The following is a 26,929-nucleotide window of genomic DNA, read 5'->3' as shown; positions in this document are numbered from 1 at the left end:
AAAATGTTTTCATCGAAAAGGCTGTTTATTAGCTGTAAAAGGGTTAGAATTTAACTGACTCCACGCTAATAATACGCTGTACAAATATTCTGCTTTTAGCAGTAATAGATTAAGGAACATACAATGACACGAAATGAAGGCCAAGCCTCGGTTATCCTAGATAATGTCTGTAAGCTGATCCAGAAAAAAGTTCGCGCTGATAATGTGTTACTCGTTGAGAAATTCGCCAAAGCCTTGTACAGCAATATGTCTAAAGAGGATTTGGCAAACCGCAACGATAGTGACCTATATGGCGCAGCATTAAGCCTTTGGAACTCGCTAGAAAAAAATACTACTGACGATGCAGTTATCCGCGTTTTCAATCCAGAAGTGGCAAAAGATGGCTGGCAGTCATCACATACAATCGTTGAAATTATCACTAAAGATATGCCGTTCTTAGTTGATTCTGTTCGTATGGCCATGACTCGTGAAAATATCGCCTCTCACTTATTACTTCACTGCCCATTAAAAATTAAGCGTGATGAAAACGCTAAAATTTCTGGATTATCAAATTTAAAAGCAGAGCAAGAATCTTCATCTACTAAAACAGTATTTTTTATTGAAATTGACCGTCAAACAGATTCTTCTGTGATTGAGTCTTTCAAAAAAGAATTAGAGTCTGTGCTTGTTGATGTATCAGTTGCTGTTGATGATTGGCAACCAATTCGTAAAAAATTGATTGCAGTGACTAAAGAATTACCTAAACGTCATCATAATAAAAGTAAAGATGAAGTTTCAGAAACAACTGAGTTTTTAGATTGGTTAGCTAAAGATAATTTTACCCTAATGGGTTACCGTGAATATGAGTTAAGCCCAGTTCAAGGTGATTACCAACTAAAAGGTAAAATGGATACAAGCCTAGGCTTGATGAAAAACTCGACTGAAGAACACACTCGCTTATTATCAGAATTACCTGAAGTTGCACGTCAAGAAGCTCGTAGCAGCAACCTACTGATTTTAACAAAAACTAACTCTGTTTCTCGTGTCCATCGTCCAGCTTACATTGATTATGTTGGCATTAAGCGTTTTGACGATGAAGGCAATGTAATTGGTGAAGACCGCTTTATCGGTTTATTCTCATCAAGCTTTTACAATAACAGTGCTACTGATGTGCCTGTGTTAAAAAGTAAAATTAATCGCATTATGGAAATGTGTGATTTTGCTAAAGGTACTCACGCTTACAAAGCTGTTTTAAATATTTTAGAAACCTACCCACGTGATGAGCTAGTTCAAGCGCGCGAAGGTGAGCTACTTGAAGTTGCTATGGGTGTGTTACAAGTACAAGAGCGCGATATGTGTCGCTTGTTTGTACGTAAAGATGCGTATGGTCGTTTTTTATCTTGTATGGTTTATGTACCTCGCGAGCGTTATAACACGGCTCTTCGTCGTGAAACGCAAGATATATTAGCTAATGCATTTAATTCTGACGATAAAGTCGAATTTACTACTTATTTCTCTGAGTCAACACTGGCGCGTACTCATTACACCGTCCGTGTGACCGACAACAAGATCGAATATAACGTGAAAGACATCGAAAACAATTTAGTAGAAGCAGCACGTACGTGGGAAGATAAACTTCAATCTGCTCTTTTAGAGTCTGCGGGTGAAGCGCGTGGTAACGATTTAAATCGTAAATACTGTAACGCGTTTGCACGCTCATACAAAGATGAAGTGCTTCCAAGTGCTGCGGTTGTTGATATTGAAAAGTTAGAACTACTTAGCGATGAAAACAAACTAGAAATGCTGTTTTACCGTCCTCAAGAAGAAGCAAACAGCAATATTGTACGATTAAGCTTATTCCACAAAGATGAGCCGATTCACTTATCTGATGTTATGCCAATGCTTGAAAACTTTGGCCTTCGTGTTGTTGGTGAAACACCATACTCAGTTAAAACTAGCGATGGTCGTATCAACTGGATCATGGACTTCTCGATGCTTATTGACAGCAAAGGGATGGCGGATTTTGATAAAATTTCAGCACGTTTTCGCGCTGCATTAACAAATGTTTGGGGCAACCGCCTTGAAAACGATGGTTTTAACCGTTTAGTGTTAATGGGTGGCCTAACAGGCCGCGAAGCATCTATTTTACGTGCATACGCTAAATATATGCGTCAAATTGGTGTAACGTTCTCACAAAGTTACATAGAAAGTACATTTGCAAATTATCCAAATATCGCAGCGCAAATTGTTAACTTGTTTGCTAAAAAATTCTCAGTTAAAAGCCCTGCAAGTGCCAAAACACTTGAAAAGCTAAGCACGCAAATTTATTTAGAGCTTGAAAATGTAGCAAACCTTGATGATGACCGTATTATACGTTTATACGTAGATATGATTGCTGCGACGCTGCGTACTAACTATTTCCAAAAAGACGATGCCGGACAGTTTAAGTCTTATGTGTCGTTTAAAATACAACCTAGCTTAATTCCTGATGTACCACTTCCTTTACCTGCGTTTGAAATTTTTGTTTATTCTCCGCGTGTAGAAGGAGTGCATTTACGTTACGGTAAAGTAGCGCGTGGTGGTCTGCGTTGGTCTGACCGTCGTGAAGATTTTCGTACTGAAGTACTTGGCTTAGTTAAAGCACAACAAGTTAAAAATACAGTAATCGTACCTGTTGGTTCTAAAGGTGGCTTTGTATGTAAACAACTACCGACTGAGCGCGAAGCGTTTATTAAAGAAGGCCAAGAGTGTTACAAAATCTTTATCCGTGGTCTTTTAGATATTACTGATAATATTGAGCGTGGTGAAATAGTACCAGCGCGCGATGTTGTTCGTCACGATGAAGATGATGCTTACCTAGTAGTTGCAGCGGATAAAGGAACAGCTACTTTTTCTGATATCGCAAATGGCATTGCTAACGAATACAATTTCTGGCTAGGTGATGCATTCGCATCTGGTGGCTCGGTTGGTTATGACCATAAGAAAATGGGTATTACAGCGAAGGGTGCATGGGAGTCAGTTAAACGACATTTCCGTGAAATGGATATTGATTGTCAAACTACCGACTTTACAGTAGTAGCAATTGGCGATATGGCAGGTGATGTATTTGGTAATGGTATGCTGTTATCTAAGCATATTCGTCTACAAGTTGCCTTTAACCATATGCACATTTTTGTTGATCCTAACCCAGATGCTGCAACTTCTTATCCAGAGCGCGAACGTTTATTTAATATGCCGCGTTCATCTTGGGAAGATTACAATAAAGAGTTAATTTCTGCCGGTGGCGGTGTGTTCTCTCGTGCAGCAAAATCAATTACGCTTAGCCCAGAAATGAAAAAAATGTTGGGCACTAAAAAAGCTAGTATGACACCAAATGAGTTAATGAAAGCCTCATTAATGATGGAGTTTGATTTACTGTGGAATGGCGGTATTGGTACATACATTAAACACTCTAAAGAAACTGATGCCGATGTAGGGGATCGTGCAAACGATGCACTACGTATCAACGGTCGAGATTTAGGCGCTAAAATAATAGGTGAGGGCGGTAATTTAGGTGCAACGCAATTAGGTCGTGTTGAATTTGCAGCTAAGGGTGGTCGTGTTAATACTGACTTTATTGATAACGTAGGGGGTGTTGCCTGTTCAGATAACGAAGTTAACATTAAGATATTACTTAATGGCTTAGTTGCTGAAGGTGATTTAACACGTAAACAACGTGATGAGCTACTTTATTCAATGACAGATGAAGTATCTGAATTAGTATTAAAAGACTGTTACCGTCAAACACATACTATTTCAATTACGCAGTCTAAAGGTACTTCAACACTCAAAGAAAAGATTCGCTTTATTCATGCGCTTGAAAAAGAAGGCAAGTTAAACCGTGCTATCGAATTTATTCCAAGTGATGAAGAATTGGCAGAACGCGCTGCTGCAGGTAAAGACTTAACTCGTCCTGAACTTTCAGTGCTAGTGTCTTACGCAAAAATGGTATTAAAAGAGTCTTTAGTAAGTGATGAAATTACTGAAAACCCTTACTATCGTCAATTGCTTGTTAAGTCATTCCCACGACCATTGCGTGAGAAGTTTAACGATGCGATGAACAACCACCCACTTCGTAAAGAAATTATTGCAACTAAACTTGCAAACAGTATCGTTAACGATATGGGTTTAAACTTTATGGTCCGTATGCATGAAGAAACCGGTGCTAATGAAGCTGAAATAGCAATGTGTTATTCAATTGCTAGCGAAATCTTTGAAATGCGTGAAACATGGTCTTCTATTAGTGCACTTGATAATAAAATACCAGCAGCTGTTCAAACTGAAATGCTTTACCAACTTCGTCGTACTGTGCGCCGTGCAACGCGTTGGTTCTTACGTCACCGTAATAAGTCACAAACGATTGAACAAGGAATTGAATTCTTTGCGCCAACATTCAAAGATTTAAGCGATAACTTAAATACATATATGATTGAAAAAGAAAATGATCGTATTGTAATTGAGGCCAATAAGTTAATTGACGCGGGCGTTCCAACAGATATAGCTAATCGTATTGTTTCTTTATCAAGCTTATTCTCTGTGATGGATTTAGCAGAAGTTGCGAATAGTTCAGGTAAGAGTATTTCGATGGTGTCCAATACTTACTTTAAACTAGGTGCAAGAATGGGTCTGCATTGGTTCTTAGAGCAAATAACTAAGCAACCAGTAGCAAATCATTGGCAAGCACTTGCTCGCTCGTCTTATCGAGAAGAGCTTGATTGGCAGCAACGTACGTTATCTGAAGTTGTATTAAATAGCTTTGAAGGTGATGAGAGCGATGTTGATAGTCAAATAGACGAGTGGATGGATAGCCAAGATTTATTACTTCAACGCTGGAAACAAATGCTGGCTGAGTTTAAAACATCACAAAGCCACGACTTTGCTAAGTTCTCGGTAGCACTTCGTGAACTTATGTTGTTAAGCCACAATTGTGATACATCAGGAAAATAATTTAGCTTTAATCAGTTAATTGTTTAGTAAATAAATAACTGATTGTTAAAATTGTTATACAATACCTCAGCCTTGTCTGAGGTATTTTTTTGTCTAAAATTTAAAAAGAGGATTATATTGATGTTTTATGATTTAGCTCGCCGTTTTATGTTTACCCGTGATGCGGAGTGGGCGCATGAGTTTGCACTTAATAATCTTCGTCGTTTTACCAATACACCTTTAAATTTAGCTTGGTCGCAAAATATTTCTGATAAGCCAGTCGATTTTTTGGGTCTGAAATTTAAAAACCCTGTAGGGCTAGCAGCTGGCCTTGATAAAAATGCGGAATGTATTGATGCATTTAGCCAAATGGGCTTTGGTTTTATTGAAGTTGGCACTATTACGCCGCGTGCTCAAGCGGGTAATGATAAACCTCGTATTTTTAGGTTGCCAGAATCAAACGCTATTATTAACCGCATGGGTTTTAATAATAAAGGCGTTGATAACTTAGTCGCAAATGTAAAAGCAGCAAAATACAGTGGCATACTCGGTATTAATATTGGTAAAAATAAAGATACGCCAAATGAACAAGGTAAAGATGACTATATTCATTGTATGCGTAAAGTATTTGAACATGCCTCATATATTACGGTAAATATTTCATCACCAAATACACCTGGCTTGCGTGATTTGCAATATGGCGCTGCACTTGATGATTTACTGCAAAGTCTTAAAAACGAACAGTTAGATTTAGTTGCAAAGCACAATAAACAAGTGCCTATGCTTGTAAAAATTGCACCGGATCTAGATCAAATACAAATAGAGCAAGTAAGTGAATCACTTTTAAATAATAAAATCGATGGTGTAATTGCCACCAATACCACGCTTGAGCGAGCTGCAGTTATGGGCCAGCAATATGCAGAAGAAGCCGGCGGTTTATCAGGTCACCCTGTTAGAATGCGTTCTACAGAGGTAGTGAGTGAATTGAAACGCTTAACACAAGGTAAATTACCAATCATCGGAGTAGGCGGAATAGATGATGCGCAATCTGCAAAAGAAAAGTTCGATGCAGGCGCAAATTTAGTCCAGGTTTATACTGGGTTCATCTACAAAGGTCCACAATTGGTAAAGTCGATCGTTAACGGCTTATAAGGATCAGTTATCTAAGCTTTTGATCGTTCGATAAATGTTCTAAGCAAGCATTTTAAAAGTGGTCAAAAGCAGTTATACTGTGAGCAATAATTATTCAACATACCCAAGGAGGAGTAAATGTTACAAGCATCAAAGCAATGGCAGTGGATTACTTGTCCTAATAAAAATCGTTTGTTACTTGATTTAAATGACGACATGCAATTATGTACGCCCTATAAGTTAAGACAACTCACCGATTCTGTTTTTAAAAATCCACGTTTTAGTTTAGAAGATGCTGCATTTTATGAACAAGTTTATAACTATTTAGATGGGTTTGAATTGTGGTCTGCTGCTCAAATTTGTCAAATATCGTTAAATGCAACTGCTGTTAAGTATCACTTAAAACCCGTTTTATCAAAAAGCTGGTTTTTTGAAGAGTACACTGGAACAGAGCCTAGTGTCGAAGCAATAGTTAAATTAGTATCTAAAGCGCAGACTGGCGATTTTTTAATTGTAGAGCATTGCCCTGATGCATCTATTTGCTTAAATTTAAGCGAAACCTTTAAATTAGACGAAAATTTATCTTTAGCGCAATTTGAAGTAATCCGTATTTTGAATAATCGAGTACACCCCATCCTAAATCAGCAATATCAAAGTCAAACCGCCTAACCAAATTTAAGCCTTAAGCGTGTCTTTATGGCGTGTTTGTCGCCCAACCTATGTTATAATCCTGCGCAATTAGCTATTAAGGGTTATTACTTTGCAATTTATCGCACTTACTTCTATCGGAATCGAAAATTTATTGGTTGATGAACTAACAGAACTTGGCGCAACTGTGTCTAAGCAAACTGTTGGTTCTGTTCGTTTTGAGGCTGACTCATTACTGGCGCAAAAGGTTTGTTTATCAAGTCGTTTTGCAACGCGTGTGCTTATGCTTATTGAAGAAAAAGAAGGCGTAGATGACAAGAATAGCCTGTATAATTTTGCTCGCTCGCAACCTTGGCAAGAGTGGTTTGGACCAACTCAAACATTCGCTGTCGACTTCAACGGTACCAATGACTCATTAAAAAACACACAATTTTCGGGTCTTGTAATAAAAGATGCGATTGTTGACTACTTTAATGATTTATACGAGCAGCGTCCTAACGTTGATAAGCAAGATGCAAATGTGCGTGTTGTTGCACGATTAAATCGTTACGGCGTTTCTATGTATATTGATTATTCGGGCCCTCGTTTGTCTGAACGTGGTTACCGTCAAGGTCAAGGTAAAGCACCAATTAAAGAACATTTAGCTGCTGCATTAATTAAACGAAGTGGTTGGCTTGATAATGTAAAACAACCTTTGTTCGATCCATGTTGTGGTGCAGGTACTATTTTAATCGAAGCGGCTGGCATGGCACGAAACGAAGCACCGGGATTATTTCGTGAAGGCTTTGCTTTTGAGCGTTTACCCAGTTTTAGAGCCGCTAAGTATAAAGAACTTAAAGAAGAGTTACTTGCTAACATTACCGATCCTAAATTGTGGTTAATTGGCCACGATTACGATGAACAAGTTTTAAATAAAGCGATTGATAATGCCAAACGTGCTGAGCTTGATGATGTTATTAAGTTTAAGCAAAGTGATGCAACTAAACTTACTGCTGTTGCAAAGTTACCGGGTGTTGTAATTTCAAACTTACCTTACGGTGAGCGTATTGGCTCTATGGCTGAGCTTGTTGATTTACACCGTAATTTAGGTGTTGGCTTTAAAAAGCACTTTAATCATTGGAAACTTGCCTTACTAGGTATGGACGAGAGCTTATTTAAACTTTTAAAACTCGTGCGCCTTAAGCGTTATAAGTTTAAAAATGGCCCACTTGATGTTGAACTTAACTTATATCAATTAGATGATAAGCAAGTAAGTTTGACCACCGATGATAAAAAAGCACTTAATTTTGAGGGCTCTACGTCATTCGCAAATAGATTGAAAAAGAATAAGCAAGGCTTAAAAAACTGGCTTAAACAAAATAAAGTAGACGCTTATCGTGTTTATGAAGCGGATATCCCTGAGTACAATGTTGCTGTAGATATTTACGGTGATTCTGCGGTTATTTTTGAATATGCAGCGCCTAAAGAAATTGATGAAAAAACATCAGAAAAACGCCTGCAAGACGTAATAACGTTGACTTCGCAACAACTTGATATCTCACCTGAAAATATTGCTGTAAAAGTGCGTAAAAAGCAAAAGGGCGAAGAGCAGTATACGGCCATGTCTAAACAAAACCGAACTATGGTAGTTGAAGAGTTTGGTGCTAAGTTTAAAGTTAATTTATTTGACTACTTAGACACAGGTTTGTTTTTAGATCACCGTTTAATGCGTCGTTATATTCAAGAAAATGCGAAAGATAAGCGCTTTTTAAACTTGTTTGCATACACAGGTACTGCCTCTGTGCATGCCGCACTTGGTGGCGCTAAAGCAATTACAACAGTTGATTTATCTAAAACCTATTTAAAATGGGGCCAAGATAACTTCGATTTAAACAATATCAGTAATACACGTTACCGTTTTGAACAAGCAGATTGTTTAAAATGGTTAGAGCATGCGACAGCACAATATGATTTGATATTTTTAGACCCTCCAACGTTCTCAAACTCAAAACGTATGAAAGACGCATTTGATGTGCAAAGTGATCACATTAAATTATTAACGTGGGTAAAAAAGATCTTAAGTCCATCAGGTACTTTGATTTTCTCTAATAACAAACGTGGTTTTGTAATGGATGAAGTTGGCCTGATTGGTTTAGGTTTAAAAGCCGTTAATATCTCAGATAAAACGCTATCACCAGACTTCAAACGTAATAAAAAAATCCATAATAGCTGGCTAATTACGCATGGCTAAATGGATTTTATATCATACTGATGGTTGCCACTTGTGCGAACAGGCTGAGCAACTTATCACTGATGTACTAAATGACAACAGTGAGTTATTACTAATCGATATTATGACTGATGAGCAGCTTATTGCTGAGTATCAAATTACTATTCCTGTATTAAAAAGTGAAAAAGGCGAGAAATTATATTGGCCTTTTACTTTACACTCTGTGCGCGAATTTTTAGCACAAGCAGAATAAGAGCAAATAAGAACTATGGACTTAATAAGAATTTTAAAAGCACAACTTGCTTTTGGTACACATGCTTTGCTTAACAAAGCAGACGCTGTTATAGAAAGTGGCGAAAGAGTGTGTGTAGTTGGTCGAAATGGCGCGGGCAAGTCAACGTTATTAAAAGTACTCGATGGACAAGTTGTTTTAGATGATGGTGAAATAAATCAGCTTGGTGGTATTCGAATTTCTCGTTTAGAGCAAGATCCACCAAAAGGTGCAAGCGGAACTGTATTTGATTACGTGGCACAGGGTATGCCAGAAATCGCTAACCTACTCATTGATTTTCATCATGTTAGCAACGAACTGCAAACACAATGTACTGATAAGTTATTAAATAAACTTGAACGTTTATCAAACCAACTTGAAGCCGCTGATGGTTGGCGTTTTGATAGCCGAATTCAATTAGTTTTGACACAATTAGAATTAACACCAGAGGCTAAGCTTGAGTCTCTTTCTGGTGGCTGGTTACGTAAAGTAGCACTTGCGCGTGCACTTGTAAGTGAGCCTGACTTATTATTACTAGATGAGCCAACAAACCATTTAGATATGGCAAGTGTAATGTGGCTTGAACAGTTTTTAAAAGAATTTAAAGGCGGCATTGTATTTATATCGCATGACCGTGCGTTTATTCGCGCTGTCGCTACGCGTATTTTAGATTTAGATCGCGGTAAACTTATTTCGTACCCAGGTGATTACGCGACTTATCTAGAGCAAAAAGCGCATGATTTAAAAGTAGAAGAAGCGCAAAATGCATTGTTTGATAAGCGTTTAGCTGAAGAAGAAACGTGGATTCGCCAAGGTGTTAAAGCGCGAAGAACGCGTAACGAAGGGCGTGTTCGAGAGCTAAAACAGCTACGTAATGAGCGCAAGCAACGTGTTGATCAAGTTGGAAAAACTGACTTTAATATTGAAACAGCTGATCGCTCAGGTAAGTTGGTATTTGAAGCTAAGAACCTTTGCCATGCATTTAAAGACAAAGTTATTGCTGATGATTTTTCGACACTTGTAATGCGTGGCGACAGAATTGGCTTAGTAGGCCCAAATGGTATTGGTAAAACAACACTATTAAAACTAATGTTTGGTGATTTAGAACCAGATAGTGGTATTACTAAGCAAGGTGTTAATTTAGAGTTTGCTTACTTTGACCAATACCGTGAAAAACTTGACGAAGAAGCAACTGTTCAAGATAACGTTGCCGAAGGTAAACAAGAAGTGATGATGGGCGGTCGTTCACGCCATGTTTTAGGCTACCTGCAAGATTTTTTATTCCCACCAGCTCGCGCTCGAACCCCGGTTAAAGCACTCTCTGGTGGTGAAAAAAATAGACTGCTATTAGCTAAACTGTTTTTAAAACCATCTAATATACTTGTTCTCGATGAGCCAACGAATGACTTGGACATTGAAACGTTAGAGTTACTAGAGGACATTATTAATCAATATCAAGGTACAGTCCTGATTGTAAGCCATGACCGAGAATTTATTGATAATACATGTTCTAGTGTATGGGCATTTGAAGGCAATGGTAAAGTAACAGATATCGTCGGTGGTTATAGCGACTATGAAGCTTATGTAGGTTACTTAGCTGAACAAGAAAAAAAAATTCAGCAACAACCAGTAAAAAAAGTTGAAAAAGTAGCCGCTCCAGCTGCAAAACCAGCAGCTAAGACAAATAAACTCTCTTACAAATTAAAACTTGAATTAGAGCAACTACCGAATAAAATGGAAAAACTAGAAGCTGAAATTGAAGCTCAACAAGCTGTAGTAAGTGACGCAAACTTTTTTAAACAAGAGAGTGATGTAACAACTAAAGCATTGAACCATTTAGCACAACTTGAGTCTGACCTTGAAGCTGCCCTTGAGCGCTGGGAAGAACTTGAAGAATTACAGAATCAGTAGTAAGGACTAAAATGAAATATAAATTACTCGCTGCCAGTATTTTAGCGACATTAAGCACTTCAGCAACAAGTGCGACGTACCAGTTAAGTGAATTAGGGACTCTTGAAGACGCTAAATATTCTTATGTAACAGATGTAAGCGAAAGCGGGCATATTATTGGTTTCGCAAATGGTTTATACAATTTACCTATTGATACCAGCTATATAGATTTTACTGAAAATGTTATTGAAAGTGCTTACGACAGCACAGAAGCAGCATATGAATTAAGTGATAAAGAAATTACTTTCACACTTGATGACATTGAAAATAATGATGCCGTAAGCACTAATCCTGATGCTCATGCTTTTATGGTAAGTTTTTTGGCAAATTCGAATTTAGGAATTCCGTCTAACTTTGAATATCAAAAAATGAGTTCTTTAGTTGGGATTAAATTTAACGAATCAGAGATTACTGAACAACCGATTTTTGATATAGCTTCTGTTGATTATGATGGATTAACTCGTTCTACTGTCAATCTTTTAAATGCAGTAAGTGAAGATGGCGTTACAGTCGGTTGGGGAAGCGCTCCATACGATAAAGTATCTTTTACACCTGATGGTGAAGATGATGCAGAAACGTGGTTTACTCATGAATTTATAGAACGTGGAATTGTAATAAGCGCTGATGGCAGTGTAAGTGTTGAGTTAGAGCCTGAGTTTAATGAATACGGTGGCACAAGCCGCGCTAACGATATTGTTAAAACTAACAGTGGTTATACCGTTGTAGGTAATATGTCTACAAGCATTCCAGATGACAGACAAGATAATATTGACGATAACTGTGATAATGAAGACGAACCTACGTCAGTATGTATCAACTTGTTAAATTCAAATATTTCACGAGGCTTATTTAATAAGCGCGCTGTTAAATGGGAACTTGATGAATCACTTAATATCACATCTGTTGAAGAGCTTGGTATGGCACTGACACCTGACGAAGGTGAAGCGGAAGATGATGCATTTACAAGTACTGCTTTAGCAGTGAACAGCAACGGGACAATTGTAGGTTCATCGAATACACGTTATTACAAAAATGACGATACAATTCTTACAATGCCAGTTTATTTTAAAGACGGTTCGGTTGTTGATTTTATTAATCAAGAAGATGACTGGCAGTCTGGTAAATCAATTGCTATTAATGATAACGATGTAATTACAGGTTATGCAACTAAACGTATTGAAGGTACTCTTCGTAATAAATTCTTTTACCATGATATAGCAACGGGTAGTACGGTTTTCCCTAATGATTACTTTTCAAGCTCAAGTTCTTACGGTAACGATATAAACAACCAAGGTTATATTGTAGGTGAAGGGGAAGTGGGTGTTTCTGATAGCTCGCGACTCAAAGAGGCATTTATTTACAAAATTGGTGAAGACAAAATCACTAATCTAAACGATTTACTGCCTTGTTATGACACCGACGGTGAAACTGATTACGCTTATACTATGGTTGAAGCGACTGCTATCAACGAAAATAATGAAATATTTGGTACTGCGACTAAAACAGTTGAAAAGCTAGATTCATTAGGCGGTGTAGTAACTGATATTAATGGTGAAATTGAATATGAGAGTATTGCAATAGCAGTTAAACTAACGCCAATTGCAAATGGTGAAGTAGAAAGCTGTGCTCCAGTAGAAGCTGAAGTTTATGAGCGTAACTCTGCTAGCTTCCCTTGGTATACATTATTGTTATTACCACTGGTTGGCTTAAGGCGTGTATTTCGCTTTTAAAGTTTATTGATTATAAAAAAACCAACTTGATAAAGTTGGTTTTTTTTCGTCTATAATATTTTATTAGATTAGGATTGCAGCGATTATTTAGCTTTAACGCCACTAATTATTTCGTGATAACCATGCTTTTTTCACAGAGCGGCGCCAAATAATATCGATACCAAAATATCCTATAATTGATGCAATAGAAGCACATACTAATGAACCTAATAAAAATGCAGGACCAATTGTTTCTATACTTTCTAAAAACCAAGACCAACTTGCTTCAAATACAAAGTGTTGTTCTGGCTGATTAAGTATTAACGTACCCACTAAGTATGAGCCATAAAAGATAGGTGGCATGGTTAATGGATTCGTAAGCCATACTAAAGCAACTGATATGGGTAAATTAACCCTAAATAATATAGCACCTGCTGCGGCTAAAACCATTTGAAAAGGAACAGGGATGAAAGCAAAAAATAACCCGACCGCGAAGGCCCCTCGAGCTGAACGTCTATTTAAATGCCAAAGATTTGCGTCTTGCAAAAGTCGTCCAAATATTTTTAGTGATTTATGATGTCTAATTTTATTTGGATCAGGTAAAAATCTTTGGATCGTTTTTTTAGCCATTTAAAGCAACCATTTACATCAGTGTGGATAAGTCTTGGGTTTGTAATTGGCTGTGTAGCAACCGTGTTTTATTATCAAACTCTCGAATTTACAGTCTTCACAATTTTCATTGTAATAGTGAGCGCTTATTTTAAGCCGTTTTTAAACGTATTGTTAGGCTTTATTTGTGCAATTTGCTTTGTTGGTATGCATTTCTACCTTTTTTATAGTTTTGAAATACCAAAATCGAACGAAAAGTATGCACTTGATTCTACATTAGTTGTTGAAGAGGTTATTTCTGATAAAAAACCTCAGTATATCAAAGCCAAAATAGTGGCATTAGACGGGAGTAGTTTTTCGAGTTTTAGAGCACCCAAAGCAATGCTCAGTGTTAATTCTGCACAGCCTTTTACAGTCGGCGATGAATTCTCTGCATTAATCCATTTAAAATATTTTCGCAGTAATAAAAATTTTAATGTGTTTGATAATGAACGTTATGCATTTATAAATAGAATATTATTTAAAGGCAAAGTGCTCAATAAAGAGCTTAATATAATACACAGCGATAAACAAAGCATCGTACTAGATTATCAAAACTTCATTAAAAATACCTATACAAATACAAGATTGCAGTGGCTCTATTATGCATTACTCAGTGGTGATAAATCGTTGATGAGCTATACAGATAAACAATTAATGCAATCACTTGGGTTAAGTCACTTACTGGCTATATCAGGCTTACATATTGGTTTGATTTTTAGCTTTGGTTACTTATTCATTCGATTTATCTGTACGAAAATAAACTTTTCAATTGGTCAATCATTTAACCTTACACTTTACTACAGTTCGTTCGGTTTTATAGCTGCATTAGTTTACGTATATTTAAGTGACTTTTTAGTATCAGCAACGCGAGCGCTAATTATGCTGGGTTGTTATTTGTTACTTTATTTTCTTGCTAAACAGCCGCTGCGTTGGCGTAGTATTTTATTTGCCTTGGTTATAGTGCTTGCTGTTAACCCATTTAATTTACTTAATCCAGGTCTGTATTTTTCATTTTTAGCGGTCGCTATAATTTTTACTGTTATTAATAAATTACCAATATTAAATACACGAATAAAAAACAAAATTATTGCGTTATTTGTTATTCAAGTAGCATTGTTTATCGGTTTATTACCACTTTCACTTTATTTTTTTAATGGCGTAAGTATTGCGGGACTAGTGATTAACTTAATTGCGATACCGTTTCTTTCCATCATTATTTTGCCATTTTTGATTGTTTTTACATTACTGAGTACTTTTATAGATATAGGTAATTTAATACATTTGTTTGATACAGGGTTATATGCGTTATTTAAATTACTTTATGAAATACCCGAGCCGTTAAGATGGCTGACAACAGGACGAATCGAGTTAATATTCGTCATTTTTACCTATATTACTATGTTGATGATTTACTTCCTCCCCTATAAGTTGCTTTCTTTCATTCCTTTAACAGTACTTTTATTGAATAACCTTCTAAAAGAAAAGCCCAACTGGCAGCTTCATGTGTTTGATGTTGGGCATGGTCTCATGGCATTAATTGAAAAAGATAACCAAGTGCTTATCTATGATTTTGGTCCAAGTTATTTTAATCGTTTTAGTCGTACGCGAAGTATCTTATTGCCTTATATAAAAGCAAATAATTTCACAGTAAAAACAGCGATTCTAAGTCATGAAGACAGCGATCACGCTGGAGGAATACAGCATTTTATTGAAGCTGGATTTGGGGAAACATTAAAGCAATTTCATCCTGAAAATACACTTAATGTGTGTGAAGTTCAAAATGTTGATTTTGTTGGTTTAAGAGTAGAAAGCTTTAGCACTAGAGGGTATGGGAATGAAAACGACGATTCATGCGTTGTTAGAGTATCGAGTAATACTCATAGTGTGTTATTTACAGGTGATATATCAAAATCCCGTGAAGCTTCTTTATTAGCGAATAATACACCGTTGAAAAGTACAGTCATGTTAAGCCCGCATCATGGCAGTGATACATCCTCAAGTGTTAATTTTATTAGTGATGTAGCTCCTAAAGTTGTGATTCATTCAAGTGCTTATAAAGGACAGTGGGAATTTCCCAAGCCAGTTGTTGTCGAGCGTTACAAAGCAATAAGCGCCGAGCAATTTACAACAGGCGTTGATGGACAAATTAGTATTAAATTCTACTCAAACAATTTGGTCATAGAAACAGCAAGAGGGCAGGAAAGTTATTGGTTTATCAAAGATTGACGTTTAGTTTTATCTCATCGAAGGATACAATACAGGGAGTTACTGTATTTAGAGAGTGTTATGGATCAAAGTACTGCACAAATTTATAAACGTCTTGTCTCGTATGTTGGCGCATACAAAAGCGTCGCTTTTATCGCAATTGTTGGGATGATAGGCTATTCAGCAATGGATGCTTTATTCATTCAATTAATGAAGCCGTTTATTGATCAAGGTTTAAACCAACGAAATACAGAAGTTTTAAAGTACGCTCCTTTTGTAGTTATCGCGTTAGTACTGGGGCGTGGTGTTTTTAACTTTATGTCTTCGTACTGTTTAAGTTATGTGGGCTCTCAAGTTGTACGCTCTTTACGCCAAGAGTTATTTGAGCACATATTGCATTTACCCGTTTCTTTTCATGACAAAAACTCAACAGGCGATTTAATTTCAAAAATCACTTTTGACACAGAGCAAGTTCAACAAGCAATTACTAAAGCGTTACTTATTGTTGTACGTGAAGGAGCCTTTGTTGTCTTTTTACTTGGTGTAATGTTTTATACCAGTTGGAAGCTCTCACTTATATTTTTAGTCATCATCCCTCTCGTTGCCATTATTGTAGCGGTTGTATCGAAACGTTTTCGCCATATTTCTAAAAGTATCCAATCAGCTATGGGGCAGGTTACACGTAGCTCTGAACAAATGCTTAGCGGACATAAAGTTATTCATGGATTTGGCGGACAAGACCAAGAAATAAACCATTTCTCAAAGATTAATAATCATAATCGCCAGCAGCGCATTAAAATGGATGCGACAAAAGCTTTAAGTGTATCAATTATTCAAATATTAGCAGCCAGTGCCATGGCTGTTATTTTATGGGCTGTATCTCTTCCATCAATGATTGATACGATTACCTCAGGTGACTTCATGGCATTAATTGCCTCAATGATGATGTTATTGCGACCGCTAAAACAACTCGCCAATGTTAATAGTGATATGCAGCGTGGTATCTCTGCCGCGCAAAGTATTTTTTTAGTTTTAGATGAAGAAATGGAAAAAGATACTGGCACCGTTTCAGTCGATAAAGTTAAAGGGTTAATTGAAGTTAAAAATGTAACCTTTAAGTACCCAACAAAAGATGAAGCCGTATTAAATGATTTGTCGCTAACGATTAAAGCGGGTGAGAGTATTGCCTTAGTAGGGCGCTCAGGCTCTGGTAAATCAACAATTTCTAATTTATTACCACGCTACTATGACTTAGAGTTACCGAGTGAAATATTACTTGATAGTATAGCCCTGCAGGATTATAAATTAACAGATTTGCGTCGCCAATTTGCTTTAGTGTCTCAACAAGTCGTGTTATTTAACGATACGATTGCTAACAATATTTGTTATGGCATAAAGCATGATGTGTCTGAGGAAGAATTAGAGCAAGTTGCTAAACAAGCGCATGTTTGGGAGTTTATTAAAGACCTGCCAGAGCAATTAAACACCATGGTAGGTGAAAATGGTGTAATGCTCTCCGGCGGTCAACGCCAGCGTATAGCGATAGCACGGGCAATATTAAAAGACGCACCTATTTTGATTTTAGACGAAGCAACATCAGCACTTGATACCGAATCTGAAAAGCTTATTCAGCAAGCATTAGAAACGCTAATGAAAGATAAAACCTCAATTGTTATTGCGCATCGCTTATCTACTATCGAAAACAGTGACCGAATCTATGTTATTGATAACGGTCGTGTAATAGAAAGTGGCGATCACAATAGCTTATTAGCAAATGACGGTACTTATTCAGCCCTTTGCAAAATGCAGTTTGGTGATCAGGCGTGAGTAAAATAGAACAAAGCTGGTATAAACCATTTGGTCTAATTACTTTGCTGTTATTACCATTAAGTGCTTTGTTTTGGGTTGTATCTTCATTTCGAAAATACTTATACAGCGCTAAAATACTTAAACCTTTTGAGTGCAAAACGCCTGTAATTGTAGTTGGCAATATAAGTGTTGGTGGTAATGGTAAAACGCCTTTTGTTTTGTGGCTGTATGGTCATTTAACACAGCAAGGTTTATCAGTAGGAATTATTAGTAGAGGATATGGCGGGCAATCAGAAAATTACCCACTGTTAGTTACTGAGCTTGTAGATGCTCAGCAGGCTGGAGATGAGCCCGTACTTTTATACCATCGTTTAAAGTGCCCAATAGCGGTTGGGCCTAATAGACAACACAATATAGATTTATTAGAAAATAATTATACACTCGATGTTATTATTTCTGATGATGGAATGCAGCATTATAAAATGCCTCGTAGCATTGAGTGTTGTATTGTTGATAGTGAGCGTCGTTTTGGTAATGGCTTTGTTATGCCAGCAGGGCCACTTCGTGAAACAACTAAACGTTTGCAAAGTGTCGATATAGTAATTGAAAATGGTGGTGAGGCTAATAATAGCTACGCATTACAAGTAAGTAATCTTCGCTTGGTTAATTCAAGCGATTATGCAAAAAGTAACGTAAGTGAAGCACATGCAATAAGTGCAATTGGGAACCCTAAACGGTTTGAAAACTCACTAGAAGCACAAGATATTACGTTATTATCGACTCATCATTTTAGAGATCATTATGCTTATACAGTAGATGATTTTGCTCAATTTGGTGATGATTGCATTATAATGACCGAAAAAGATGCCGTTAAATGTAAGTCCTTTGCAAAGCCTAATTGGTATTATTTACCAGTAGATGCACAACCTACCGATAGCGTAATAAACAAATTAAATTCAATATTAAAAGAAAAAGGAATACTCAATGGCCTTTGATACAAAATTACTCGAGATAATTGCGTGCCCTGTTTGTAAGGGAAAATTACGCTTTGACAGAGAAAACAACGAACTAATTAGCACAGCAGCTAAGCTTGCTTATCCTGTTCAAGATGATATTCCAGTATTACTTGAAAATGAAGCACGTGAGTTATCTTTAGAAGAGGTTGAAAAGTGGAATTCGTAGTTGTAATTCCTGCTCGTTTTGCATCGACCCGACTACCAGGTAAACCGCTTGCTGATATTTGTGGCAAGCCAATGGTTCAACACGTTTACGAAAAAGCATGTTTATCAGGTGCTAGTAAAGTAGTTATAGCAACCGATCATCAAAAAGTATTTGATGCAGTAAGTATGTTTACTAATGATGTAGTAATGACGCGTGAAGATCACCAGTCGGGTACTGAACGATTAGCTGAAGTGGTTGATTTGCTTAAACTTGATAGCAATACAATTGTGGTTAATGTACAAGGCGATGAGCCATTACTTGCACCAGAAAACGTATCTCAAGTTGCTGCACTATTAAGTGATTCAACAGCACCAATGGCAACGTTAAGTGTTGCTATTGAAGAACGTGATGAAGTATTTAATCCTAATGCCGTTAAAGTGGTTAGCGATATAAATAAAAATGCCCTGTATTTCTCTCGTGCAAGTATACCGTTTGATAGAAATACGATGATGGAAGATAGCACTGCCCTTAATTTAGCCCCGTTTCAACGCCATGTAGGTATTTATGCGTACAGAGCGGGTTTTATTAAGCAATATATAGTGCTGAGTGTATCACCACTAGAATTACTTGAATCACTTGAGCAGTTACGTGTTTTGTATCACGGTTATAAAATTAAAATAGAACAAGCTCAAATAGCCCCTCATGCAGGTGTAGATACGCCTGATGACTTAGCTAAAGTGATAGCGCATATTAAAAGTAAAAACGTGTGAGTGAGCAAGTAAGTAAGATATTAAAAGTTGTTTATACACATAACGATTTTTATATTTTAGAAAAGCCAGCGGGTCTTAATTTTCATTCTGAAGAAGGGCCTGGTTTTGTTGTGTTAGCCGAACAACAATTATCGCAAAAGCTTTATGCCGTTCATCGTTTAGATAAAGTGACATCAGGGCTGATTATTTTAGCGCGAAACAAATCCGCTGCAGCCACCTTTACTGTTATGTTTACTGAGCATGCAATTGCTAAATTTTATTTAGCGATTAGTGATGCTAAACCAAAAAAGAAGCAGGGGTGGATAAAAGGCGATATGGCTAAGTCTCGCCGTGGCTCGTTTAAGTTACTAACGAGTACACTTAACCCTGCAATCACCCGATTCTATTCTCTGAGTTATAAGCCAGGGTTTAGAGGGTATATTTTAAAGCCTTACTCTGGTAAAACACATCAACTAAGAGTGGCACTAAAAAGTGTGGGTGCAGCTATTTTAGGCGATGCAATGTATTCAGGCTCGCTATCAAATCGTACCTATTTACATGCATATGCATTGAGCTTTTTTTGGCAAAGTGAACAAATACAGCTAACTTTATCACCCGATAATGGTGATGAGTATTTGGCGTTAATTAAACATCAAGATTTTCAAGCATGGCAATCGCCATGGCAACTGGATTGGTAAATGAGCGAAAAAGTTACAGATATACGTTTTGGTGGTATTAAACGTTTATATGGTCATCAACAGTTTGATTGGCTTCAAGAAGCACATTTTTGTGTAGTAGGTATTGGTGGTGTAGGAAGCTGGACAGCAGAAGCACTTGCGCGTACTGGTGTTGGTAAAATAACACTTATAGATTTGGATGATATTTGCGCCACTAACGTAAATAGGCAAATTCATGCGTTAACGGGCACTATTGGTCAAGCTAAAGTCGATGCAATGAAAGCGCGCTGCGAGCTTATTAACCCAGAATGCCAAATTAGTGTAATAGATGACTTTATTACGCTTGATAATATTCAAGAGCATATTCAAGGTTTTGATTATGTAATTGATTGTATTGATGCAGTTAAAGAAAAAGCAGCATTAATTGCTCACTGTAAACGTAATAAACTACCTATAATTACAACTGGTGGTGCTGGCGGGCAAACAGATCCTAGCCAAATAACTTTTGGTGATGTAGCTAAAACTACGCAAGACCCATTACTTGCAAAGGTGCGCTATATTTTGCGCAAGCAATATAATTTTAGTAATAATCCTAAACGTAAGTTTAATATTGATTGTGTTTACTCAACAGAGCAATTGGTTTACCCAGGAAGCGATGGCAGCGTATGTCATGCTAAGCAAAGTGCTGATGGCACAATGAATATGGACTGTAATAATGGTTTTGGCTCTGTGACTATGATCACAGGAAGCTTTGGTTTTTTTGTTGCTGCAAAAGCGGTGCGTAAATATCTAGATAAAAAACAACGCTCACAAGCTTAGTTTTCGTTAACTAAGCTTGTGTTGTGCCATGGTTTGTATCTTATCAACCATGGCTTTAATACCATTACCACGTGATGCGCTTAAGTGGCTTATAAGGCCGAGCTTTTCAAATTCTTCATACGCATTTTTATTCACTACCTGTTCTGGTGTAAGCCCGTTGTAAAGCGCTAAAATAATGGCTAATAATCCTTTTACTATACGAGTATCAGAGTCACCTATTACAACAAGTGTATTTTCGGTTAAGTCAAATTCAACGAACATCCATACTTTGCTTTCACAGCCTGGTACAAGTGCATCATCAGTTTTCAAAACATCAGCTAAAGCCGGTAACGTTTTTCCTAAAAGCATTATCTCACGATATTTTTGCTGCCAAGCGGTCGCATTTTTTATAGATTCTGTGACTTTTTTAAACGTATTTGTCATGAGTTATCCTAATTAATTCTATTAAACTGGCGTTCAATCTAATAAAGCGATACTTTTTTTAAGTGAATCAATGAATATATCTACATCTTTGTAGGTATTATAAAAAGAAAAACTTGCTCTTAACGTTCCATTAAGCCCTAAATGTGTCATTAATGGTTGTGTACAATGGTGTCCGCTTCTGACTGCAACCCCATATCCGTCAAGTAAAGTTGCCAAATCATAAGGATGTTCATCTTTAAAATTAAAACAGAGTGTGCCAATATTGTCAGATAGGTTGCTGAATATGGTAATGCCATCCACCTTTACCAATTTTTGTGCCGCGTAACTAAACAATTCTTGTTCATATTGCTGTATTTGCACGTGATCTAATTCATTTAAATAGTCTAATGCGGCACCAAAGCCTAAAACTCCAGAAATATTTGGTGTGCCAGTTTCAAATTTTGCAGGCGCAGGGCGATAAGTGCTATGAGTTAAGTAAACTTTATCGATCATTTCACCGCCGGATTGGTAAATATCTAGCGTATTTAGCTCTTCATATTGGCCATAAAGTACACCTAAGCCTGTTGGACCGAGCATTTTATGGCTTGAGCAAACATAAAAGTCACAGTTTAATTCACGTAAATCGGGTTTTAAATGCAGTGCACCTTGGGCTCCGTCCACTAAAACAAGCGAATTCACCTCTTTTGCAGCTACAATTAGTGGCTTTAAATCAGTGATATTACCCAGTGTGTTCGATGCTTGTGTAATAGCTAATAAGGCAGGTTTTGTTTCTTTTATAAATTCACAGCATTGTTGGGTGTTTAGCGTGCCGTTATTATTTAGCGGCAGAGAGACTAATTTAGCTCCCGTCTGTTGGCTTACTAGTTGCCAAGGCACTATGTTTGCGTGATGCTCAAGCGGAGATATTATTATGGTATGACTTTCATCTAAACGCTTTTTTAAGCCGTTAGCGACCAAATTTATGGCTTCTGTAGCACCTTTAGTCCATACAATCTCTTTACTTAAGACATTAAAAAACCTTGCAGTTTTATCCCGGACTTGTTCATAAGAATAAGTGGCTTGCTCGCTAAGTGTATGGCGTCCACGGTGTACATTTGCATTTTGAGACGTATAAAACTCAGTAATTGTATCTATAACTGATTGAGGCTTTTGTGAGGTTGCTGCTGAGTCTAAATAAACAAGCGGGCAGCCGTTTATTGTTTGATTTAATGTCGGGAAGTCTTTTCTAATTTTATTTATATCAAACTTTAAAGTAGGCATAGCTCATCTACATAGTGTTTTTAAGGCAGGGATTGTAATCGGTTTATGATAATTCTCAAGTGTTGTTAATAAAAAAGGCCGCAAAATGCGGCCTTTTAAACTAACCAGCGCTAATTAACGCTTGTCAGTTGATACGTAGTCACGTTGAGTGTAACCAGTATACATTTGGCGAGGACGGCTGATCTTATGACCAGGTTGAGATAGCATCTCATCCCAGTGAGTGATCCAACCAACAGTACGTGCCATTGCAAAAATTACAGTGAACATGCTTGTTGGAATACCAATCGCTTTTAAGATAATACCAGAGTAGAAATCTACGTTAGGGTATAGTTTCTTCTCTACAAAGTACGGGTCTTCAAGGGCAATTTGCTCAAGCTTCATAGCAATATCAAGAAGTGGATCTTGGATATTTAGCTCAGCTAAAACTTCATGACACGTTTGACGCATTACTGTAGCGCGTGGGTCGAAGTTTTTGTAAACGCGGTGACCAAAGCCCATAAGGCGGAATGGGTCAGCTTTGTCTTTAGCTTTAGCAACGTATTCATCAATACGGTCCACAGAGCCAATCTCTTCTAACATGTTTAAACATGCTTCGTTAGCGCCGCCGTGAGCAGGTCCCCATAAAGAAGCAATACCAGCTGCAATACATGCATACGGGTTAGCACCTGATGAACCAGCAAGACGAACTGTTGAAGTCGATGCATTTTGCTCATGATCTGCATGAAGCATAAAGATTTTATCCATAGCTTTAGCAGTTACAGGGTTAACTTTATATTCTTCAGCAGGTACAGAGAACATCATGTGTAAGAAGTTTTCTGCGTAGCTTAAATCGTTACGTGGGTATACAAACGGTTGGCCGATGTTTGTTTTATAAGCCATTGCAGCAATAGTTGGTAACTTAGCAACTAGCTTAACTGCGCTTGTTTTACGTTGTTCTGCATCAGTAATATCAAGGTCTTCATGATAAAAAGATGATAACGCCCCCACTACGCCACAAAGCATTGCCATTGGGTGAGCGTCAAAGCGGAAACCTTGGAAAAAGTTAGCAATCTTCTCGTCAAGCATAGTGCTTGTAGTGATTTCATTCTTAAAAACTTCATATTGTTCTTTAGAAGGTAACTCACCATTTAAAAGTAAGTAGCAAAGCTCAATATAGTTAGAATCTTCAGCTAATTGCTCAATTGGGTAACCACGGTGAAGTAGTACACCTTTACCACCATCAATATAGGTGATTGCAGATTCACAAGAACCAGTCGACATGAAACCTGGGTCATAAGTAAAGTGACCATGTGAACCTAACGTACGTACGTCGATTACATCTTGGCCAGCAGTGCCTTGATAAATTGGAAGTTCGATTGGATCTAGTCCATCAATATGGACTGTGGCTTTTTTATCTGCCATCGCTATGTATCTCCTATTAAGATATCTATTCTGATTTTTAGATTTTAAAGTTCTGAAATCTGTTTTAAGCACATCTTCGCATTTTAACGTGAAAGAGGGGGTTAAAGTCAATTTTTATAAACATTATGCATATATGTATAATAAATATTCGGTATTAATTAAATATAATACTATTGGCTAATTCGCAAACATCTCTAAATAAACAAGAATTGTAAAAAGTCCTGTGGGTATATATACTAACGGTGGTTTTAAACCGTATTGTATTTGGGTAAACATATTCTTAACAGCTTAAAATTTACTGTTTTGTGAACTTTAACTATTTTGATACGTTTATTCTGATAGTTCCATCAGTAATATTTGGTGGGTTTTTAGAAAAACAAGTAGATGAGCTCCACTGTGAGCAAAGATGGGCAAGTAACTGTGAAAAAGCAAAGACCTGTAAATCTAGATCTAACAACTATATCTATGCCGGCAACGGCTAAAGCTTCAATTTTTCACCGCGTCACCGGTGTTGCATTGTTTTTTGCTTTAACGTTTGTCATTTGGGCTTGGTCTGAGTCTCTCTCTTCAGCTGAAGGTTTTGAATTCGTCAAGGGTCTGTTTAACGGATTCATTGCCAAATTTATAGCTTGGGGCACTGTTTCTGTATTAGGTTATCACCTTATTGGTGGCATCCGTCATATGATTATGGATATGGGACATTGGGAAGAACTTGAATCAGGTAACCTCAGCGCTAAAGTATCAATGGCTCTTGGTGTTGTGTTTGCCGTATTGGCAGGGGTGTGGATATGGTTTTAAATCAAGCAACTCTAAAACGTGATGGTGTACAAGATTTCGTATCTTTACGTACCACGGCATTAATAATCAGCGCGTACGCGATTTTTATTATCGGCTATTTTTTAGCGACGCCAGAAGTCACTTTCGAAGCCTGGACAGGCCTCTTCTCTAACCTAGCAATGAAAGGGTTTACTTTAATTACCCTTATTTGCATTATGGTTCATACCCGCATTGGCCTTTGGCAAGTTCTTACAGACTATGTTAAGTGTTCGAAGTTGCGTGCTGTTTTAGGTTTTGTTTTAAACCTAATGGCCGTTGCTTACGTAGCTATTGGTCTAATCGTATTATGGGGTGTTTAAGTGAAATATTCTGTTCGTGAATTTGACGCCGTAGTAATTGGTGCAGGTGGTGCTGGTATGCGCGCTGCTTTAGCAATTACAGAATCTGGCAAAACGTGTGCATTAATATCTAAAGTATTTCCAACGCGCTCACACACTGTATCTGCTCAAGGTGGTATTACAGTAGCGCTTGGTAATTCACACGAAGACAACTGGGAATGGCATATGTACGATACCGTTAAGGGTTCCGATTTTATCGGTGACCAAGACGCTATTGAATACATGTGTCAAACTGGCCCAGAAGCTATTACTGAATTAGAAAACATGGGACTACCATTTTCTCGTTTTGAAAATGGCCGTGTTTACCAACGTCCTTTCGGTGGTCAATCGAAAAACTTTGGTGGTGAACAAGCCGCACGTACTGCTGCTGCAGCTGACCGTACTGGTCATGCTTTACTTCATCTTCTATATCAACAAAACGTTAAAAACAAAACAAATGTATTCTCTGAGTGGTATGCACTTGACTTAGTTAAAAACGACAATGGCTATGTAGTAGGGTGTACAGCAATTGAGATTGAAACAGGTGAAATCACTTTCTTCAAATCTAAAGCAGTTGTATTAGCCACTGGTGGTGCAGGTCGTATATTCGCATCAACAACAAATGCTCACATTAACACCGGTGACGGTGTTGGTATGGCAACACGCGCTGGTATTTCTATGCAAGACATGGAAATGTGGCAGTTCCACCCAACGGGTATTGCAGGTGCTGGTACGCTAGTAACTGAAGGTTGTCGTGGTGAAGGCGGTTATCTTTTAAATAAAGATGGCGAGCGCTTCATGGAACGTTACGCACCAAATGCAAAAGACTTAGCGTCTCGCGATGTTGTTGCGCGTTCAATGATGACTGAAATCCGTGAAGGTCGTGGTTGTGATGGTCCTTGGGGTCCTCATATCAAGCTGAAACTTGACCATTTAGGTGAAGAAACGCTTAACCTACGTCTTCCTGGCGTATGTGACCTAGCTAAAACATTCGCTCACGTTGATCCAGCTAAAGAGCCAATTCCAGTAATTCCTACTTGTCATTATATGATGGGTGGTGTTCCTACTAACGTAAATGGACAAGCACTACAAATCGATGCTCAAGGCAACGAAAAAGTAGTTGAAGGTTTATTTGCTGTTGGTGAGATTGCATGTGTATCTGTACACGGTGCAAACCGCCTAGGTGGTAACTCATTACTAGATTTAGTTGTATTTGGTCGTGCTGCTGGTAACTTCTTAGGTAAATACCTTAAAGATGTTGAAGTATCAAAAGCGGCTTCAGAGTCAGATCTAGAAGCGTCTCTTGCACGTTACAACCGTTGGGAAAATTCAACGGCTGGCCAAGGTGAAGATCCAGTTCAAATCAAAAAAGACCTACAGCAATGTATGCAGCTTAACTTCTCGGTATTCCGTGAAGGCGATTCAATGGCTTCAGGTCTTCAAGAACTTAAAGAAATTCGTGAACGTCTGCAACATGCTCGTCTTGATGATAAATCATCAGACTTCAATACGCAGCGTATCGAATGTCTTGAACTAGATAACTTAATGGAAACAGCTTACTCAACTGCAGTAGCTGCAAACTTCCGTACAGAAAGCCGTGGTGCACATTCTCGCTTTGACTACCCAGATCGTGATGACGAAAACTGGTTATGTCACTCAGTATTCAATCCTGTAACGGATGAAATGAGTAAGCGTGATGTAAACTATGCGCCTAAAACGCGTGAAGCTTTCCCACCTAAAGCACGTGTTTACTAGGAG

Annotated in this window: 21 protein-coding genes; 17 read left to right on the top strand and 4 right to left on the bottom strand. The window is 37.7% G+C overall.

Features of this window, described 5'->3' with window-relative positions; genetic code table 11:
- Window positions 1-123 precede the first annotated feature (123 nt).
- The 7 genes from AC5NT5_RS08890 (at window position 124) to AC5NT5_RS08860 (ending at window position 12,883) form a co-directional block, all read left to right on the top strand.
- Entirely contained in the window at window positions 124-4,965 is a 4,842-nt protein-coding gene (locus AC5NT5_RS08890) for an NAD-glutamate dehydrogenase (RefSeq protein WP_279167454.1), read from the top strand.
- 120 nt (window positions 4,966-5,085) lie between these two features.
- Entirely contained in the window at window positions 5,086-6,096 is a 1,011-nt protein-coding gene (gene pyrD, locus AC5NT5_RS08885) for a quinone-dependent dihydroorotate dehydrogenase (RefSeq protein ID WP_002961897.1), read from the top strand.
- Between the two features lie 117 nt (window positions 6,097-6,213).
- Complete coding sequence (locus AC5NT5_RS08880) at window positions 6,214-6,744, top strand: cell division protein ZapC (RefSeq protein ID WP_182681248.1); 531 nt, start codon at window positions 6,214-6,216, stop codon at window positions 6,742-6,744.
- Window positions 6,745-6,835: 91 nt separating this feature from the next.
- Window positions 6,836-8,953, top strand: a complete 2,118-nt coding sequence (gene rlmKL, locus AC5NT5_RS08875; protein WP_182681249.1) for a bifunctional 23S rRNA (guanine(2069)-N(7))-methyltransferase RlmK/23S rRNA (guanine(2445)-N(2))-methyltransferase RlmL — start codon at window positions 6,836-6,838, stop codon at window positions 8,951-8,953.
- On the top strand, window positions 8,946-9,185 hold the full coding sequence (locus AC5NT5_RS08870) for a glutaredoxin family protein (RefSeq protein ID WP_002961779.1): 240 nt from the start codon (window positions 8,946-8,948) through the stop codon (window positions 9,183-9,185). Before rlmKL ends, AC5NT5_RS08870 begins: the two co-directional genes overlap by 8 nt.
- A 15-nt stretch (window positions 9,186-9,200) precedes the next feature.
- The gene (gene uup, locus AC5NT5_RS08865) at window positions 9,201-11,114 is read left to right on the top strand and encodes an ATP-binding cassette ATPase Uup (protein ID WP_002961781.1); all 1,914 of its coding nucleotides are present in this window, start codon (window positions 9,201-9,203) and stop codon (window positions 11,112-11,114) included.
- A gap of 11 nt (window positions 11,115-11,125) precedes the next feature.
- Entirely contained in the window at window positions 11,126-12,883 is a 1,758-nt protein-coding gene (locus AC5NT5_RS08860; RefSeq protein WP_182681250.1) for a DUF3466 family protein, read from the top strand.
- Between the two features lie 102 nt (window positions 12,884-12,985).
- Here AC5NT5_RS08860 and AC5NT5_RS08855 read toward each other — a convergent pair whose 3' ends face one another.
- Window positions 12,986-13,492 carry a DUF2062 domain-containing protein gene (locus tag AC5NT5_RS08855; protein ID WP_024595571.1) on the bottom strand — a complete coding sequence of 169 codons (507 nt, stop codon included), beginning with the start codon at window positions 13,490-13,492 and terminating at the stop codon, window positions 12,986-12,988.
- On the opposite strand from AC5NT5_RS08855, the gene AC5NT5_RS08850 reads away from it, so the two are divergent.
- The 7 genes from AC5NT5_RS08850 to tcdA are packed head-to-tail and all read left to right on the top strand — an operon-like array spanning window position 13,472 to window position 20,933.
- A complete protein-coding gene (locus AC5NT5_RS08850) occupies window positions 13,472-15,739 on the top strand; it encodes a DNA internalization-related competence protein ComEC/Rec2 (protein ID WP_494513010.1) in 2,268 nt (755 codons plus the stop codon). The two genes, AC5NT5_RS08855 and AC5NT5_RS08850, sit on opposite strands and share 21 nt — an antisense overlap.
- Window positions 15,740-15,799: 60 nt before the next feature.
- Window positions 15,800-17,545 carry a lipid A export permease/ATP-binding protein MsbA gene (msbA, locus tag AC5NT5_RS08845; RefSeq protein WP_494513011.1) on the top strand — a complete coding sequence of 582 codons (1,746 nt, stop codon included), beginning with the start codon at window positions 15,800-15,802 and terminating at the stop codon, window positions 17,543-17,545.
- The gene (gene lpxK / locus AC5NT5_RS08840) at window positions 17,542-18,522 is read left to right on the top strand and encodes a tetraacyldisaccharide 4'-kinase (RefSeq protein ID WP_494513012.1); all 981 of its coding nucleotides are present in this window, start codon (window positions 17,542-17,544) and stop codon (window positions 18,520-18,522) included. Before msbA ends, lpxK begins: the two co-directional genes overlap by 4 nt.
- Window positions 18,512-18,709: a Trm112 family protein gene (locus AC5NT5_RS08835; RefSeq protein WP_002961789.1), complete on the top strand. Its 198-nt coding sequence runs from the start codon at window positions 18,512-18,514 to the stop codon at window positions 18,707-18,709. Before lpxK ends, AC5NT5_RS08835 begins: the two co-directional genes overlap by 11 nt.
- Window positions 18,697-19,458 (top strand): 3-deoxy-manno-octulosonate cytidylyltransferase, encoded by a 762-nt coding sequence (gene kdsB / locus AC5NT5_RS08830; RefSeq protein ID WP_494513013.1) that lies wholly within the window; start codon window positions 18,697-18,699, stop codon window positions 19,456-19,458. Before AC5NT5_RS08835 ends, kdsB begins: the two co-directional genes overlap by 13 nt.
- A complete protein-coding gene (locus AC5NT5_RS08825; protein WP_494513014.1) occupies window positions 19,455-20,135 on the top strand; it encodes a TIGR01621 family pseudouridine synthase in 681 nt (226 codons plus the stop codon). Before kdsB ends, AC5NT5_RS08825 begins: the two co-directional genes overlap by 4 nt.
- Window positions 20,136-20,933: a tRNA cyclic N6-threonylcarbamoyladenosine(37) synthase TcdA gene (tcdA, locus tag AC5NT5_RS08820; protein WP_002961793.1), complete on the top strand. Its 798-nt coding sequence runs from the start codon at window positions 20,136-20,138 to the stop codon at window positions 20,931-20,933. It begins immediately after the preceding gene.
- Between the two features lie 6 nt (window positions 20,934-20,939).
- Here the strand turns inward: tcdA and AC5NT5_RS08815 are convergent, their stop codons facing one another.
- The 3 genes from AC5NT5_RS08815 to AC5NT5_RS08805 all read right to left on the bottom strand — a co-directional run bounded on the left by AC5NT5_RS08815 (window position 20,940) and on the right by AC5NT5_RS08805 (window position 24,017).
- Complete coding sequence (locus tag AC5NT5_RS08815; RefSeq protein WP_165723481.1) at window positions 20,940-21,356, bottom strand: SufE family protein; 417 nt, start codon at window positions 21,354-21,356, stop codon at window positions 20,940-20,942.
- Window positions 21,357-21,389: 33 nt separating this feature from the next.
- Complete coding sequence (locus AC5NT5_RS08810; RefSeq protein ID WP_491250919.1) at window positions 21,390-22,616, bottom strand: SufS family cysteine desulfurase; 1,227 nt, start codon at window positions 22,614-22,616, stop codon at window positions 21,390-21,392.
- Between the two features lie 114 nt (window positions 22,617-22,730).
- Entirely contained in the window at window positions 22,731-24,017 is a 1,287-nt protein-coding gene (locus AC5NT5_RS08805; protein WP_002961796.1) for a citrate synthase, read from the bottom strand.
- A gap of 420 nt (window positions 24,018-24,437) precedes the next feature.
- On the opposite strand from AC5NT5_RS08805, the gene sdhC reads away from it, so the two are divergent.
- The 3 genes from sdhC to sdhA are packed head-to-tail and all read left to right on the top strand — an operon-like array spanning window position 24,438 to window position 26,926.
- A complete protein-coding gene (sdhC, locus tag AC5NT5_RS08800) occupies window positions 24,438-24,815 on the top strand; it encodes a succinate dehydrogenase, cytochrome b556 subunit (protein ID WP_122975019.1) in 378 nt (125 codons plus the stop codon).
- A complete protein-coding gene (gene sdhD / locus AC5NT5_RS08795; RefSeq protein WP_002961798.1) occupies window positions 24,806-25,153 on the top strand; it encodes a succinate dehydrogenase, hydrophobic membrane anchor protein in 348 nt (115 codons plus the stop codon). The genes sdhC and sdhD overlap by 10 nt, the downstream gene beginning before the upstream one ends.
- A complete protein-coding gene (sdhA, locus tag AC5NT5_RS08790) occupies window positions 25,154-26,926 on the top strand; it encodes a succinate dehydrogenase flavoprotein subunit (RefSeq protein ID WP_494513015.1) in 1,773 nt (590 codons plus the stop codon).
- The last annotated feature ends 3 nt before the right edge of the window (window positions 26,927-26,929 follow it).

It is taken from the genome of Pseudoalteromonas sp. J2K-J599 (genome assembly GCF_059295115.2).
The sequence above is the reverse complement of the archived record's forward strand: the minus strand, read 5'-3'. Positions and strand labels throughout refer to the sequence as shown.